We start from the raw sequence: 13,780 nt of genomic DNA, 5'->3' as shown, positions 1-13,780 counted from the left end.
CCAGACATCGGAAAGCTGCCAGACAGACTTGTAACGGCGCATGCACACATGACAAAGCACTTCGATTCCTGATGCTACACCGCCACCCGTGCCGATAAGTCAGCTCCCGCCGGGGATCTCCATCAGTGACGCAAATGCGCGCGCAAGCTCCCGATCACCTGCTCAACCGACAGCCCTTTGATCACCGGCGGCATCAGGCTTTCACCCAACTCCCGCCACACAAACAGCGTCAGTTCCGCGCCATCGGTGAGCGTTTTTGCCAGGTCCTGCGAACCCAAATCCTGCAACCGCCGATAACGCTCATCCCGCCAGAATGCTTCCTCCACCCAGTCATACACCGGGATGAAATGAAAGTGCAGCGGGAACCCCGGCATATGCCCATAGCGGCTGATATACAACCACTTGGGCTTGAGTTGCGCTTCCATGGCGCGCTGGGTTTTTGCCAGCAGTCCACCCAATTCGGCTAACGCTGCCTCCGGCATATCGGCGAGGGAATCAATCGGCGCCTTGGCGCCCAGCATCAGGTAACCCGGCAGCTTCGACGTCAGGTGATGGTTGAGCAGCCAGTGCTCGGTCTCAAACAGGATGTAGGCGGGGTCGATCTGCATCAGCACGCGTCCTTGGGAGCAGGGTGGGCAGGATAACAAGCACGCTCGCCTGTATCCCACAAAACCACGGGATCTGTGTCTATCGCGCAGGTTGTCGGGTGGATAGCCTCAGGCCACGTTAACTGACGACCGAGCACACCATGGAACTCACCGCTGTCCCGTTTGGCATCACCGACTGGTCCACCGTCGAACCCGAGCTTCACCCCGGCGTTACCGGCAGTGCCTCATGGCGCACCCGCCACTTCGGCACCACCCGCGTGCGCAGGGTCGATTACAGCCCCGGCTACCTGGCCGATCACTGGTGCACGCGCGGGCATGTGCTGCTGTGCCTGGAAGGCGAGTTGCACACAGAGTTGGAAGACGGCCGCCAGTTCACGCTGACGGCCGGGATGAGCTACCAGGTGGGCAATGATATGGAGGCGCATCGTTCCTCGACGAGCGTCGGGGCGAAGCTGTTTATCGTGGATTGAGGAGTGATCTTTGTGGCGGGCAGGCTTGTCCTGCGTTGGGCTGTGAAGCAGCCCTGAAACCTGCCGACGAGGTCTGTCTGAAGGAACTTCATGATCTTATTGGGGCTGCTTCGCAGCCCAACGCGGGACAAGCCCGCTCGCCACAAAAACAGAAGCAGAAACAGCCACAGAAACAGGCACAACCCCCCAAATCCGCTGCATCAATGCATCTTGCTATGGTCCATGCCATCCAGCCCACGCGCCTTGGCCTGGACCTCAACGGTCTGCTTCTCGCCCTTGGCGTCCTGCACCGTCAGGGTCAGCGGCACCTGGTCGCCTTCCTTGATCTGACCGGTCAGGCCCATCAGCATCACGTGGTAACCGTCCGGGTCAAGCTTGACCGCCTTGCCCGCCGGCAGGGCCACCGAGTCCACCGGGCCCATGCGCATCACGTCGTCCTTCATGCTCATCTCATGGATCTGCACGTCCTTGGCCACCGGCGAGGCCACGCTGAGCAGCTTGCTGTCGCTGTCGGCGGTCACGGTCATGAACGCGCCGCTGGACGGTTGGCCCGGCACCGAGGCGCGCACCCAGGCGTCGGTCACTTGCACCTGGGCACTGGCGTGGGCGGCGAGGCCCAGCAGGGTCAGGCCAAAGGTGAAGCGCTTGAGGTATTGAACGGCAGTCATTAGCAGACCTCCATGACGGTGAGCAGGTCTTCTGCGCACTCTTTAGCGGTAAGGGATGCCTGCAAACCCAGGCGCAGGTTGCCACGGGTGTCGAAGACAAAACTGGTGGCCGTGTGGGACAGGGTGTAGGTGTCGCCGGCGGGGATCTTTTCATAAAAGATCCCGAATTCCTTGGCGGCCACGGCGATTTCTTCCGGGGTGCCGTACAGCGCTTCAAAGCTGGGGTCGAAGGCCTTGACGTACTTGTCGAGAATCTCCGGCGTGTCGCGTTCCGGGTCCAGGGTGATAAAGATCACCTGCATGATCTCGCCGTCACGGCCCATCAGCTTCTTGGCCTGGGCGGCGCGGGCCAGCGTGGTCGGGCACACGGCCGGGCACTGGGTGAAACCGAAGAACACCACCGGCATCAGGCCACGGTAGGAACTGAGGGTGACGGTGTCGCCCTCGGTGTTCTTGAGCTTGAAGGTGCGGCCCATGATCTTGTCGCTCAAGTCCTTGCCGTACTTGAAGTTCAATCTGGGGCTGTTGTCACAACCGGCCAGCAGGCCCAGACCCAACAGGCCCATGCCGGTCAGGACCTTGCGGCGGGTGAATAACGTACTCATCAACGGTGCATCCTGTGAAACGCCCGCATTGCGCGAAATCAACTCGGCAGGCTTTGAATAGGAGTAAACGAGGAGGGCGCCAAGTCTACCAACCCTGGCCAGCCCGCGTAATCTGCGACGTTCTGCCACAGGGGCACACCGAATTTCATCCTTTTGCGGCGCTGGTGGTAGAGTCGCCGCCATGAAATTGAGCCACCCCGACCGTTCCCTGATCGTCTGGACCCTGTACTTCTGCGTGCTGATGAACCTGTTCGTGTGCGGTTTGGGCCATGGCCAGATGATGGGCCAACAGCTCAATGGGATCGGTGGCGCGTTCTGCGCGGTGGACGGCAAACAGGCGCCACTTTCCGACAAAGGGCTGGGCGCGCCGTCTTCCAGTAACATCTCGAACTACTTTGCCTGCCCGGTGTGCAACGCGGTGACCGTCGCGCTGGTGTTCCTGATCGGCCTGGCCTGGTTGCTGGGCCTGGGGCAAACCCCACGCCCGGCCCATGAGCGGCGCAACAAGGCGCCGCCGCGTTATTCCTGGCCCTCGGCCAACCCCCGCGCCTCTCCCGCATTCTGACGTGTGCCTTGGGCCTCCTGTGACCAGGGGGCGTTCTATCGTCACGACTGTGAGTGCGCTTTATGAACCATCACTTGCCTGCAGGCGCCAGCCGCCTGGTCAGCCAGGCGTCCCGTCGCCCGCGCGTGGAACCGGCGCGGCCGGACTACCCCAGCAATGCCCGCTGTTTTGTGCACCTGGATGCACGCCTGTTGCCGTATTGGCACACCGTGTTCGATATCTGCCCGACACTGCTCAAGCTCGACCCGCCCGAAGGCCTGAACCTGTTTCGCAGCTTCATGACCTGGGCCTATCGCAACCAGCCGGCCCAGGACTGGACCTGGCACCTGAACGTGTGCCGTTGGCTGCTGGCGTCGCCGTATCGCGGGCGGATTGATGAAGAACCCATCGAAACCTTCATGGCCGCCGCGGCGGCGCGTTGGATCAGTACGGATGACAGCCAGGCCCAGGGGGTGGTCCTGGCCTGGCAAGGCTTGACGGTGTTCGATTGGAAGAGCACGCGCATTCTCGCCGCCGAACAACAGGCACTCCCTGCCACGGAATGGGATTTTGCCTGGTGTCCGCTCGCCTCCTCAGGGGTATTCCAGGGCTGGTTGCCGGTGCCTTGAGCGCTGCACAGTGGATCGGGATTGTTACGTAAACCGCAAAAGTGATTGACGGTTTTAGCGGCTGTTTCCCCAAGGCCCCAGGCTATACCGTGCGCGCACCCGTTGAATGCAGCACCACCCGACCGACAAACAACAGGGTTGGGCTGTAACGGGGTCGCCTCAATCACTTCACGGAGCCTTCATGAAACACACCACGTGCCTGGCGCTCGCCGTCTCCCTCGGCGCCGCGCAGCAGGCGGCTGCATCGGGTTTTATCGATGACAGCAAAGCCACCCTCGACCTGCGCAATTTCTATTACAACCAGGACACCCGTAACACCAGGGCGCCGTCGGACAAGGAGTGGGGCCAGGCCTTCATGTTCAACTACCAGTCCGGTTTCACCGATGGCCTGGTGGGCTTCGGCCTGGACCTGCAAGCGCTGTATGGCCTGCGCCTGGACGCCTCGGGGCGCGCCGGCAAGGCAGGTGAAGACAACACCCCCGGCAGCGTCTTCCCGTTGTCCGATGGCAAGGCTGCCAATGACTTCATCAAGACCGGCGCCACCGGCAAGGTGCGCATCTCACAAACCCAGCTCAAGGTCGGCACCTTGGTGCCGAAGATGCCGGTGCTGATGTCCGAAGACGGCCGCTTGTTGCCGCAGACGTTCCGTGGCTATCAGGTCGACTCCAAGGACCTCAAGGACTTCAACCTGATCGCCGGCAAAATGGAGCAGGTGCTCGACCGTAACTCCAGCAACGGCCAGGGCATGTCGATCGCCGGTGCCAACGACCCGGCCAAGGGCACGTTCAGCAATCAGTTCTACTACGGCGGGGTGGATTACGCCGTCAGCAAGCAACTGCAAGTGCAGTACTACTACGCGACCCTGGAGAATTTCTACCAACAACATTTTGTCGGCCTGGTGCACAACTGGCAGTTGCCGGTGGGGCAGCTCAAGACCGATCTGCGTTACTTCTACAGCACCGCCGACGGCAAGAACGGCAGCGCCGCCGGGCGCGGTGAAGGCTATGTGAGTTCCGGCTATTACGCGCCCGGCGTCAACTCGGGCAAGGTCGACAACCGCCTGTGGAGCGCGATGTTGACCTATGGCGTGTACGGACATTCCGTGGGCCTGGGGTATCAGAAAACCACCGGCGAAAGTGACTTCCCCCACATCAACCAGGGCCAGGGTCGTTCGCTGTACCTGATCACCAACGCCCAGTCGCTGAAGTTCGTCAACGCCGGCGAACAGGCCACGGTGGGTAACTACACCTATGACTTTACCGGCCTGGGCATTCCGGGCCTGAAGTCGAGCGTGACCTATATCCACGGCAGCAACATCCGTGCGGCGCGTCGCGACAACAGCGAGTGGGAGCGCGATTTGCGTGTCGACTACGTGATCCCCACGGGCACGTTCAAGGGCCTTGGCCTGACTTGGCGCAGCGCTGTGCTGCGCGGCAATGACACCGCCGACAAGGATGAGACGCGGCTGATCGTCAGCTACAGCCTGCCGTTGCTGTAAGCCAGGCAGGAGCAACGCTTGATCGGCATCAAGGCCGCCCCGTGCGCCAGCCCGCACACTGGACTCCCGCCGGCCGGTCCCTCTGCGAGGCTCCCATGCTCTACCTCCTGTTGTTATTGGCCCATCTGTTCGCCGCGTTGATTTTTATCGGCACGGTGTTCTTCGAAGTACTGATCCTGGGGCACCTGCACCAGCACTTGCCGATTCGGGTGATGGTGCTGGTGGAGCAGGGCGTCGCCCGGCGGGCCCGGGTGCTGATGCCGTGGGTGTTACTGGTGCTGTTCGGCGCCGGGCTCGGCATGGTCTGGCTGCGTTACCTGCCGGCGTTGTCGGCACCGTTGGCGTCCTCGTTCGGCACGTTGCTGGGCCTCAAGTTGATCCTGGCCGGCAGTGTGCTGCTGCACTTTCTGGTCACCATGGCGCGGATGCGCTGGGGCAAGGTCAGCGCGCGCTACAGCCGTTTCATTCACCTGAGCCTGTTCGCGCACATGGTCGCCATTGTGCTGCTGGCCAAGGGCATGTTTTACCTGAGCTGGTAACGACCTTGATGCACATCAAGGTGCCCGGCACGGTCGCACCGGACAATGGACCACCGCCGCCCGCTCCGGAGTCCGTCATGCGCACCCATCTTCATCCCACCCGCTTTCGTCAGGATCAGGGCGTGTTGGACCTGGCCTGCCAGACGGACACGCGCCGCTTCCATGCCGGCGTCGGTTCCCTCGACCTGCTGCGTGCTCTGCGCGACAGCCGCCAGCGTCAGCGGCCCTTGGCGTTGAACCTGCATTGGCCGACGCCTGACTGCGGCTCCGACTACTTGCACAGTCTCGCCCAGGAAATCCAGTTGATCGGCTGCCAGCTCGGCCCGCGCCAACCGGTCGAACACTTTCACCTGCGCGGCACCACACCGACGATCGAGCAGGTGCGCACGTTGCTGGAACACCTGCACAGCCGCTTCAACTTTTTCGACCACGACCGTGGCGACTACCGTATCGACCTCGACCCCTGGCACATGGACTGGGCGACCCTGGGCCTGCTGCGCGAACAGGGGTTCAACCACGCCAGCATCGGCGTGCCGGACGCCCGCCGCGATGACCCGCTGTGCCAGGCGCGGTACCAGGACCCGGCGCCCATCGAGTCGCTGGTGGATGCGGCGCGTACCTTCGGCTTTCGCTCGGTGAACATCGACCTCGGGTACGGCCATGCCTGGCAGACGCCGGCCAGTTTCGAGCTGAAACTGGCCAGCCTGATTGCCCTGGAGCCCGACCGCCTGCAACTGTTCGATTACGCCCAGCCACCGGTGCGTTACCAGGGCCGACAACCTCAGGCGTTTTGCAGCGCGGCGGATAAGAGCGCGATGCGCCGCAGCGGCTTTGAGCACCTGGCCGCCGCGGGGTATCACTACATCGGCCTGGGGCAGTTCGCCCGCGCCGATGATGACCTCAAACAGGCCCAGGAGCGCGGTCGCCTCAGCCGTAACTGCGAAGGCTTTACCCTGCACGGTTATTGCGACCACATCGGCTTTGGCCTGGGCGCCATCAGCCAGATCGACACATTGTGTGCGCAGAACACGGCGGTCCTGCCGCACTACCGTGAGCAGTTGGCCAGTGGTCAACCGGCCACGTGCCGAGGCTGGTTTCGCGAGGCGGCCGACCCGGTGCGCCTGCATGTCGCCGAACGCCTGGCCTGTGACCTGGAACTGAATATCCAGGCGGTGGAGCGGCGTTACGGCCTGGTATTCAGGCGTTATTTCGCCAACCTCTGGCCGCTGCTGGAGGCCTTGCACCGCGATGGTCTGCTCGAGTTGTCGCCTACGTTTATCTGGCTGCTGCCCGCGGGCCTGCCCCAGGTGGATGCCATCTGCGCATTGTTCGAACGGGCGGCGCTCGCCACGCCCGTCAGCGCCAACGACGAGGTGATCGACCATGACGGCGTTTGAATTCGACCGTGCCCTGGTGCACAAATACGACCGCCCGGGGCCGCGCTACACCTCATACCCGACCGCGCCGCAGTTCAACAGCGCGTTTGCCCTGGACGACTATCACCAGGCCGTGCGCGCCAGTCACCAACTCGCCGCGCCCAAGGCGTTGTCGGTGTACATCCACATTCCGTTCTGCCAGAGCCTTTGCTACTACTGCGGCTGCCACAAGATCATCACCCGCAAGACCCATCGCGCCGTCGAGTATGTGGCATACCTCAAGCGCGAGATCCAGATGCAGGGCGCGCTGTTCGAGCGCTCGCGACGCCTGACCCAATTGCACCTGGGCGGCGGCACACCGACGTATCTTGACGATGCGCAACTGGCCGAACTGATGGCCTGCCTGGCGGACAACTTCAGCCTGGATGACAGCGACGCCCATGAGTTCTCCATCGAGGTCGACCCGCGCACCATCAGCGTCGAACGCATCAACACCCTGCGCCGGCTGGGCTTTAATCGGCTGAGCTTCGGCGTGCAGGACTTCGACCCCGACGTCCAGGCCGCCGTGAATCGCGTGCAAAGCGAAGCGCAGATCCTGCAACTGGTGGCGGCGGCCCGCGAGGCCCGCTTCAAATCGGTGAGTGTCGACCTGATCTACGGCCTGCCCCTGCAAACCGTGGCCAGCTTCGACGTGACCCTGAGCAAGCTGATTGCCCTGCGCCCCGACCGCGTGGCCGCCTACAGCTACGCGCACCTGCCAAGCCAGATCCGCGCCCAGCGCATGATCCGCCCCGAAGACATGCCACCCCCGGCACGCAAGCTAGAACTGCTGGAACTGACCATCCGCCGTCTTACCGAGGCCGGGTATGTCTACATCGGCATGGACCATTTCGCCCTGCCCGACGATGAGCTGGCACTGGCCCGCGTCAATGGCAGCCTGCAACGCAACTTTCAGGGTTACTCCACCCATGCCGATTGCGACCTGATTGGCCTGGGCGTGTCGGCCATCGGCAAGGTCGGCGACAGCTACAGCCAGAGCGTCAAGGAGCTGTCCCAGTACTACGCGCGCATCGATGCGGGCATGCTGCCGGTGCAACGCGGTTACCGGCTCAACCCCGACGACGTACTGCGTCGCGAGGTGATCAATGGCCTGATGTGCGACGGCCGCGTCGATGTCGCCCAGGTCGAAGCGGCCCACGGCATTCGTTTCAATGACTATTTTGCCCAAGCGTTGACGCAGTTGGACGAGCAAGTGGCAGACGGGTTATTGCTGGTCCAGGACAACGCGCTGCAACTGCTGCCCAAAGGTCAACTGATGGTACGCAGCGTGGCCATGGCCTTCGACGCTTACCTGGGCGGCGCACACAAAGGCCATTTCTCCCGCACCGTCTGACCCACCACGCAGCCCGATAGCAGTGTGTCAGCCAACACCTCTACCAACCCTGCCACCGCCATCGAAGCCTCGCTAGAGCTCGACATCTCCCACAGGGATCAGCGGTGCTCTCGAGATCTATAGCCGGGTCACTTTCTACCTGCCAACCACGATCAAAATGTGGGAGGGGGCTTGCTCCCGATAGCGGTGGGTCAGCCAGCACCTCCATCAACTGTGCCGCCGCTATCGAAGCCTCGCTAAAGCTCGACATCTCCCACAGGGGACCCGCGGTGCTCTCGAGATCTATAGCCGGGTCACTTTCTACCTGCCAACTGCGATCAAAATGTGGGAGGGGGCTTGCTCCCGATAGCAGTGGGTCAGCCAGCACCTCTATCAACTGTGCCGCCGCCATCGAAGCCTCGCTGAAGCTCGACATCTCCCACAGGGGACCCGCGGTGCTCTCGAGATCTATAGCCGGGTCACTTTCTACCTGCCAGCCGCGATCAAAATGTGGGAGGGGCGGTGCGACGATTCGACTTGCTCCCGATAGCAGTGGGTCAGCCAGCACCTCTATCAACTGTGCCGCCGTCATCGAAGCCTCGCTAAAGCTCGGCATCTCCCACAGGGATCAGCGGTGCTCCCGAGATCTATAGCCGGGCCACTTTCTACCTACCAGCCGCGATCAAAATGTGGGAGGGGCGGTGCGACGATTCGACTTGCTCCCGATAGCGGTGGGTCAGCCAGCACCTCTATCAACTGTGCCGCCGTCATCGAAGCCTCGCTAAAGCTCGACATCTCCCACAGGGATCAGCGGTGCTCCCGAGATCTATAGCCGGGCCACTTTCTACCTGCCAACCGCGATCAAAATGTGGGAGGGGGCTTGCTCCCGATGAGGGAGTGTCAGTCACTTATTTTTTAACTGACCCGGCGCTATCGGGGGCAAGCCCCCTCCCACATTTGGACTGCAGTGTGCCTGTCAAATATCAAACAATTGGAGCCCATCCCATGGCCTTTACCCTTGAATTGGAAGAGTGGGTCGGCAGTGCCTGGCACCGCTTTATTGCCCGACGCGCCAGCGTCGATTTTCCGCACGCGCGGGTCGATCTGGTCGACCGCCAGCGCAGCCTGGCCGTATTGTTCCGCGCCTTGGGTGGTGCCAGCGGGATCGCCCTCGAAGCCGCCAGCGAACGCGACCTGCTGCTGCGCCGCAACCTGTTGATGCGCATCGCCGGCACCTGCAAGCACGCGGCCTCCTGCGATGGCAATCGTCTGCACCTGCCGTCGAGCCTGGCGGTGTACCCCACCGTCGCGTTGAACCTGGAGTTGTACCGCTGGCTGGCGCTGTTGGCCGCCCATGCAGGCCCCATGACCCATTGGGCCCGGGACAACCAACGCTGCACCTGGACCTGCCGCCCGCAGACGTCGATGACATCCCCCTCGGCGAGGGCATCAAGCTGCCCGAGTGGGACTACCGCCAACAATGCCTGCAACCTGGTTTCGTCAATCTGCAACTGATGCAGCCACGTGCCGATGCACCGCAACCGTTACCGGCCCGATTACTCGGCCCGGCCCAGCGCCTGCGCCGTCAATTCCAGCAACTGCGCACCGACCGCCAATGGCTGCGCCAGCAACCTCAAGGCGCGGAACTGGACCTGCAAGCCTGGGTGGATTTCCACGTGCAACGCCAACACGGCGCCTGCACCGAACGCGGCTTGTACCAGGAGCAGCGTCACACACGACGAGACCTGGCATGCCTGCTGCTGGCGGACCTGTCGATGTCCACCGACGCGCATTTGAACGACGAGCAAAAGGTCATCGACGTGATCCGCGACAGCCTGTTGCTGTTTGGTGAAAGCCTGGCCGGGTTGGGAGATGCGTTTGCGCTGTATGGCTTCTCGTCCCTGCGCCGCCATCAGGTGCGCCTGCAACAGCTCAAGACGTTCGAGCAAGCCTATGACGACCGCACGCGTGGCTGTATCCAGGCGCTCAAACCGGGTTACTACACGCGCATGGGCGCCGCTATTCGCCAAGCCACCCACCTGCTGGGGGCGTGCAAACAGCGGCGCAAGTTGTTGTTGCTACTGACTGATGGCAAACCCAATGACCTGGATCTGTATGAGGGCCGCTACGGGGTTGAAGACACCCGTCAGGCAGTGGTCGAGGCGCGGCGCCAGGGCCTGATTCCGTTCTGCATCACCATCGACAAACAGGCCGGGGACTACTTGCCCTACATGTTCGGTGCTCATGGCTACACCCTGATCCGTCAACCGGAGCAGTTGCCGCTGCGGTTGCCCCAGCTGTACCGGCAACTGACCGAGGGTCAGTAGAAGTCGCGCGGCAACCAGAAGAACATCGCGATGCAAAACAGCGTCAGGCTCAGGCAGAACCACTGGAAGCGCCGCAAGCGAAGGGCCTGTACGCCGGCGTCCGAGGCGGGCAGGGCCATGCCGCAATCCGTGCACTGCTCATGCTTGTCGGCATTGCGCTGTTGGCAGTACAGGCAGGTTTTCACTCGAATTGCTCCAGGCGCAGCCGGTCCAGAATGGCGATCTGGCGTCCGTCCTGGGTGATGATTTTTTCATCGATCAGGCGCCGGATAATCCGCGAGAAGGTCTCCGGCTGGATCGACAGGTGCCCGGCAATCAACTGCTTGGCCATGGGCAGTTCGAACGTGGCGTCGGTGCTGTGCAGGCGCATCAGTTGGGTCAGCAGGTAGCGCACCACGCGGTGGGTGGCGTTTTTCAGTGACAGGGTTTCGATCTCGTTGACCCGCTGGTGCAAGCGCACGCACAACGTGCCGAGCAGGGCGAAGGTCAGGCGGCTGTTGTTGTGCAGCAGGCGCATGTAGGTGGCGTTGGACAAACGGTACAACTGGGTGGGGCACACCGCTTCGGCGCAGGCCACGTAGTTGGGAGTGTCCATCAGCATCGTGGCTTCGGCGAAGGTCTGGCGCTCGCCGATCACTTCGAAGACCTTCTCCTGGCCGTCGGGGGTCAAGCGGTAGATCTTCACCGCACCGGCAATCACGAAGTAAAACGCATCGGCCGGTTCGCCCTGGCGGAACAGCGGCTCGCCCTTGTCGATACTCAGCAACTGGCTGTTGCCCATCAGCTCGTTGAGTTCTTCGTCGTTCAGCGGTTCGAACAGGTGATGGCTGCGCAGGATCTGGTGGTGCACGCGATGCAGCACCATGCCCGGTTCCTTGAACAGCAGGGGTGCGTTCACACCAGCACCAGCGAAAGCCCACTGGCGGCGGCCAGCATGGAGCCGAGAATCACAAACCAGGCGAGGGGGACATAGGCGTTTTTCATCATGGCTCCGGGGTGCGGTGTGGATATAGGCGCGAGGGTAATCCGTTGCCCCCGATAGCGACTTGATCTACGACAAGGGCAACGCACGCCCATCGGCGCAAGATTGCCGCAGTCCTGAAGGGAGACCGTGTTATGCAAGTGCTCGATCGGCGCAAGGCAATGTCGATTACCCCGTTGTTTCGCCTGGCCTTCCGGCCATTCTTCCTCGGCGCCTGTGTATTGGCGGCGCTGGCAATCCCCTTGTGGCTGCTGGCCCTGGGCGGGCACCTCGGCACCTGGCAACCCGCCGGCGGCTGGCTGGCCTGGCATCGGCATGAACTGCTGTTCGGCTTTGGCCTGGCGATCATCGCCGGCTTCCTGCTCACGGCAGTGCAGACCTGGACCGGCCGCCCAGGCATCAGCGGCAATGCCCTGGCGCTGCTTGCCGGTGTGTGGCTGGCCGCGCGCCTGGGGTGGCTGTTCAACCTGCACTGGCCGCTGCTGGCGGTGCTGGAACTGACCTTCCCCCTGGCCGTGGCCGGCGTGATGGGCTGGACCCTGTGGCAGGTACGCCAGAAGCGCAACTACCCGATCGTGCTGGTGCTGGCGCTGCTGACCGTGGCCGATGCGCTGTCGCTGTATGGCTTGCTGCGCAATGACCCAGGCCTGCAACGCCAGGCGGTGCTCACCGGCCTGTGGCTGGTGGCGGCGATGATGGGCTTGATCGGCGGGCGGGTGATTCCGTTTTTCACCCAGCGCGGTCTGGGCCGGGTCGAGGCGGTCAAACCCTGGCCATGGCTGGACCGGGCGTTGCTCGGGGCTTCGCTGCTGGTCGCCGTGCTGTATGCCGCCGGGCCTGCGCTGGCCGCCAACCCAGGGATCGGCCTGCTGTTCGCCGCCCTTGGACTGGGGCACTTATTGCGCCTGGTGCGCTGGCATGATCGCGGGCTGTGGCGGGTGCCGCTGCTCTGGTCGTTGCACCTGGCGTACGCCTGGCTCGCTGTGGCCTGCCTGGGTATGGCGCTGTGGCACTTCGGCGCACCCCTCAATCCCAGCCTGGCCGTGCATGCATTGACCATCGGCGCCATGGCCGGACTGATCCTGGCGATGATCGCCCGCGTCAGTCTGGGCCACACCGGCCGCCCGTTGCAGCCGCCCGCAGGGATGACCCTGGCCTTTGGACTGCTGAACCTGGCGTGTGTGTGCCGGGTGGTGCTGGTACTGCTGTTGCCGATGGCCGCGTTGTGGCTGGCGGGTGTGTGCTGGACCGTCGGGCTCGGCCTGTACCTGTGGCGGTATGGCCCGATGCTGTGGCAGGCACGGGTCGATGGGCATCCAGGCTAGGAGGACGTCATGCTTTATTCCACCTTGTTGATCGTGCATCTGCTGGCGGCGATTGCGTTTATCGGCACGCTGTTTTTCGAAGTGGTGATCTGGCACAGCGCCCGTGAGGAACTGGCCTGGTCGGCGCAGTTCACGTCCGACCACGCCATTGCACGGCGTTCGCGCCAGGTACTGCACGGCGTGGTGGTGTTGCTGTACGGCGCGGGCATCGGCCTGGCCTGGCACTATCGCGGGCTGTTGGCGGTGCCTTGGGCCAGCCATTTCGCGGCGCTGCTGAGCCTGAAAATCCTGCTGGCCCTGAGCATCATCGGCCATTACCTGTGGCTGGCGTACCTGCTGAGTCACCAGCGCTTGAGCCCCCGGCGTGCGACGTGGATTCGTCGCAGCATCCTGGTGCATATGGTGGTGATTGTGATCGTGGCCAAGCTGATGTTGCGTTGATCAGGCGGCGGGCTTCAGTGTCTGGATGAACAACACGTCGTTCTCCAGGCGGATGTGGTCGCGCAGGTGTTGCTGCGGTAATGGAGCGAGATCCAGAGCAGATTGATATCTACCTGATGTGCAGAGATCAAATGTGGGAGGGGCGGTGCGACGATTCGACTTGCTCCCGATGGCGGCATGACAGCCGACCAGGATTTGGGATCAGACCGAGTACATATCCGTTGCTGCGGTAACGGCCACTTAGGGTTCCGCTCTTACAGCGGGTCACTTTTGGAGGGACCCAAAAGTAACCAAAAGGTCCTCGCCGGTATGACTCACCCACATGGGTTACAAATCAGTTCACACACATAGGTAACAGTTTTTAACTGGCAGGGTCGATTTCGCGAGGATCTGACC

General features: G+C 62.7%; 14 protein-coding genes and 1 pseudogene. 10 read left to right on the top strand and 5 right to left on the bottom strand.

The window, feature by feature from the left end; all coding sequences use genetic code 11:
• Nucleotides 1–122: 122 nt before the first annotated feature.
• Nucleotides 123–608 carry an HIT family protein gene (locus tag M2397_RS27645; protein ID WP_184742668.1) on the bottom strand — a complete coding sequence of 162 codons (486 nt, stop codon included), beginning with the start codon at nt 606–608 and terminating at the stop codon, nt 123–125.
• A gap of 140 nt (nt 609–748) precedes the next feature.
• Here M2397_RS27645 and M2397_RS27640 point away from each other — a divergent pair, with 140 nt between their 5' ends.
• Complete coding sequence (locus M2397_RS27640; RefSeq protein ID WP_259244830.1) at nt 749–1,078, top strand: DHCW motif cupin fold protein; 330 nt, start codon at nt 749–751, stop codon at nt 1,076–1,078.
• A gap of 200 nt (nt 1,079–1,278) precedes the next feature.
• Here M2397_RS27640 and M2397_RS27635 read toward each other — a convergent pair whose 3' ends face one another.
• The gene (locus M2397_RS27635; RefSeq protein ID WP_259244829.1) at nt 1,279–1,746 is read right to left on the bottom strand and encodes a copper chaperone PCu(A)C; all 468 of its coding nucleotides are present in this window, start codon (nt 1,744–1,746) and stop codon (nt 1,279–1,281) included.
• Complete coding sequence (locus M2397_RS27630; RefSeq protein WP_131699929.1) at nt 1,746–2,351, bottom strand: SCO family protein; 606 nt, start codon at nt 2,349–2,351, stop codon at nt 1,746–1,748. Before M2397_RS27630 ends, M2397_RS27635 begins: the two co-directional genes overlap by 1 nt.
• A gap of 181 nt (nt 2,352–2,532) precedes the next feature.
• On the opposite strand from M2397_RS27630, the gene M2397_RS27625 reads away from it, so the two are divergent.
• From M2397_RS27625 to M2397_RS27595, 7 genes and pseudogenes are all read left to right on the top strand, one after another.
• Nucleotides 2,533–2,916: a DUF2946 domain-containing protein gene (locus M2397_RS27625; RefSeq protein ID WP_145338473.1), complete on the top strand. Its 384-nt coding sequence runs from the start codon at nt 2,533–2,535 to the stop codon at nt 2,914–2,916.
• Between the two features lie 62 nt (nt 2,917–2,978).
• Entirely contained in the window at nt 2,979–3,524 is a 546-nt protein-coding gene (locus tag M2397_RS27620) for a putative natural product biosynthesis protein (protein WP_145338474.1), read from the top strand.
• A gap of 181 nt (nt 3,525–3,705) precedes the next feature.
• Nucleotides 3,706–5,022, top strand: coding sequence for an OprD family porin (locus tag M2397_RS27615; RefSeq protein ID WP_259244828.1), 1,317 nt, complete (start codon nt 3,706–3,708; stop codon nt 5,020–5,022).
• 95 nt (nt 5,023–5,117) lie between these two features.
• Nucleotides 5,118–5,561 carry a hypothetical protein gene (locus tag M2397_RS27610; protein ID WP_131699932.1) on the top strand — a complete coding sequence of 148 codons (444 nt, stop codon included), beginning with the start codon at nt 5,118–5,120 and terminating at the stop codon, nt 5,559–5,561.
• 77 nt (nt 5,562–5,638) lie between these two features.
• Entirely contained in the window at nt 5,639–6,958 is a 1,320-nt protein-coding gene (locus tag M2397_RS27605; RefSeq protein WP_131699933.1) for a coproporphyrinogen III oxidase, read from the top strand.
• Complete coding sequence (gene hemN, locus M2397_RS27600; protein ID WP_259244827.1) at nt 6,945–8,330, top strand: oxygen-independent coproporphyrinogen III oxidase; 1,386 nt, start codon at nt 6,945–6,947, stop codon at nt 8,328–8,330. Before M2397_RS27605 ends, hemN begins: the two co-directional genes overlap by 14 nt.
• A 984-nt stretch (nt 8,331–9,314) precedes the next feature.
• Nucleotides 9,315–10,636 (top strand): annotated as a pseudogene (locus M2397_RS27595) (nitric oxide reductase activation protein NorD).
• Here M2397_RS27595 and M2397_RS27590 read toward each other — a convergent pair.
• Nucleotides 10,630–10,821, bottom strand: a complete 192-nt coding sequence (locus tag M2397_RS27590; protein ID WP_090403099.1) for a protein DnrP — start codon at nt 10,819–10,821, stop codon at nt 10,630–10,632. The pseudogene M2397_RS27595 and the gene M2397_RS27590 overlap by 7 nt on opposite strands.
• Entirely contained in the window at nt 10,818–11,501 is a 684-nt protein-coding gene (locus tag M2397_RS27585) for a Crp/Fnr family transcriptional regulator (protein WP_259244860.1), read from the bottom strand. Before M2397_RS27585 ends, M2397_RS27590 begins: the two co-directional genes overlap by 4 nt.
• Nucleotides 11,502–11,752: 251 nt before the next feature.
• On the opposite strand from M2397_RS27585, the gene M2397_RS27580 reads away from it, so the two are divergent.
• On the top strand, nt 11,753–12,943 hold the full coding sequence (locus M2397_RS27580; RefSeq protein WP_131699951.1) for an NnrS family protein: 1,191 nt from the start codon (nt 11,753–11,755) through the stop codon (nt 12,941–12,943).
• A 9-nt stretch (nt 12,944–12,952) separates the two neighbouring features.
• On the top strand, nt 12,953–13,384 hold the full coding sequence (locus M2397_RS27575; protein ID WP_259244825.1) for a hypothetical protein: 432 nt from the start codon (nt 12,953–12,955) through the stop codon (nt 13,382–13,384).
• Nucleotides 13,385–13,780: the final 396 nt, after the last annotated feature.

Source organism: Pseudomonas sp. BIGb0381 (genome assembly GCF_024809815.1).
Taxonomy (GTDB): Bacteria; Pseudomonadota; Gammaproteobacteria; order Pseudomonadales; family Pseudomonadaceae; genus Aquipseudomonas.
Note: the sequence above shows the minus strand (reverse complement) of the source record. Positions and strands in the feature narration are given on the sequence as shown.

What these genes read in the sequence shown, in the direction of transcription:
- M2397_RS27645 (WP_184742668.1), bottom strand. Translation starts at nt 608, where the DNA reads ATGCAGATCGACCCCGCCTACATCCTGTTTGAGACCGAGCACTGGCTG.
- M2397_RS27640 (WP_259244830.1), top strand. Translation starts at nt 749, where the DNA reads ATGGAACTCACCGCTGTCCCGTTTGGCATCACCGACTGGTCCACCGTC.
- M2397_RS27635 (WP_259244829.1), bottom strand. Translation starts at nt 1,746, where the DNA reads ATGACTGCCGTTCAATACCTCAAGCGCTTCACCTTTGGCCTGACCCTG.
- M2397_RS27630 (WP_131699929.1), bottom strand. Translation starts at nt 2,351, where the DNA reads ATGAGTACGTTATTCACCCGCCGCAAGGTCCTGACCGGCATGGGCCTG.
- M2397_RS27625 (WP_145338473.1), top strand. Translation starts at nt 2,533, where the DNA reads ATGAAATTGAGCCACCCCGACCGTTCCCTGATCGTCTGGACCCTGTAC.
- M2397_RS27620 (WP_145338474.1), top strand. Translation starts at nt 2,979, where the DNA reads ATGAACCATCACTTGCCTGCAGGCGCCAGCCGCCTGGTCAGCCAGGCG.
- M2397_RS27615 (WP_259244828.1), top strand. Translation starts at nt 3,706, where the DNA reads ATGAAACACACCACGTGCCTGGCGCTCGCCGTCTCCCTCGGCGCCGCG.
- M2397_RS27610 (WP_131699932.1), top strand. Translation starts at nt 5,118, where the DNA reads ATGCTCTACCTCCTGTTGTTATTGGCCCATCTGTTCGCCGCGTTGATT.
- M2397_RS27605 (WP_131699933.1), top strand. Translation starts at nt 5,639, where the DNA reads ATGCGCACCCATCTTCATCCCACCCGCTTTCGTCAGGATCAGGGCGTG.
- hemN (WP_259244827.1), top strand. Translation starts at nt 6,945, where the DNA reads ATGACGGCGTTTGAATTCGACCGTGCCCTGGTGCACAAATACGACCGC.
- M2397_RS27585 (WP_259244860.1), bottom strand. Translation starts at nt 11,501, where the DNA reads ATGGTGCTGCATCGCGTGCACCACCAGATCCTGCGCAGCCATCACCTG.
- M2397_RS27580 (WP_131699951.1), top strand. Translation starts at nt 11,753, where the DNA reads ATGCAAGTGCTCGATCGGCGCAAGGCAATGTCGATTACCCCGTTGTTT.
- M2397_RS27575 (WP_259244825.1), top strand. Translation starts at nt 12,953, where the DNA reads ATGCTTTATTCCACCTTGTTGATCGTGCATCTGCTGGCGGCGATTGCG.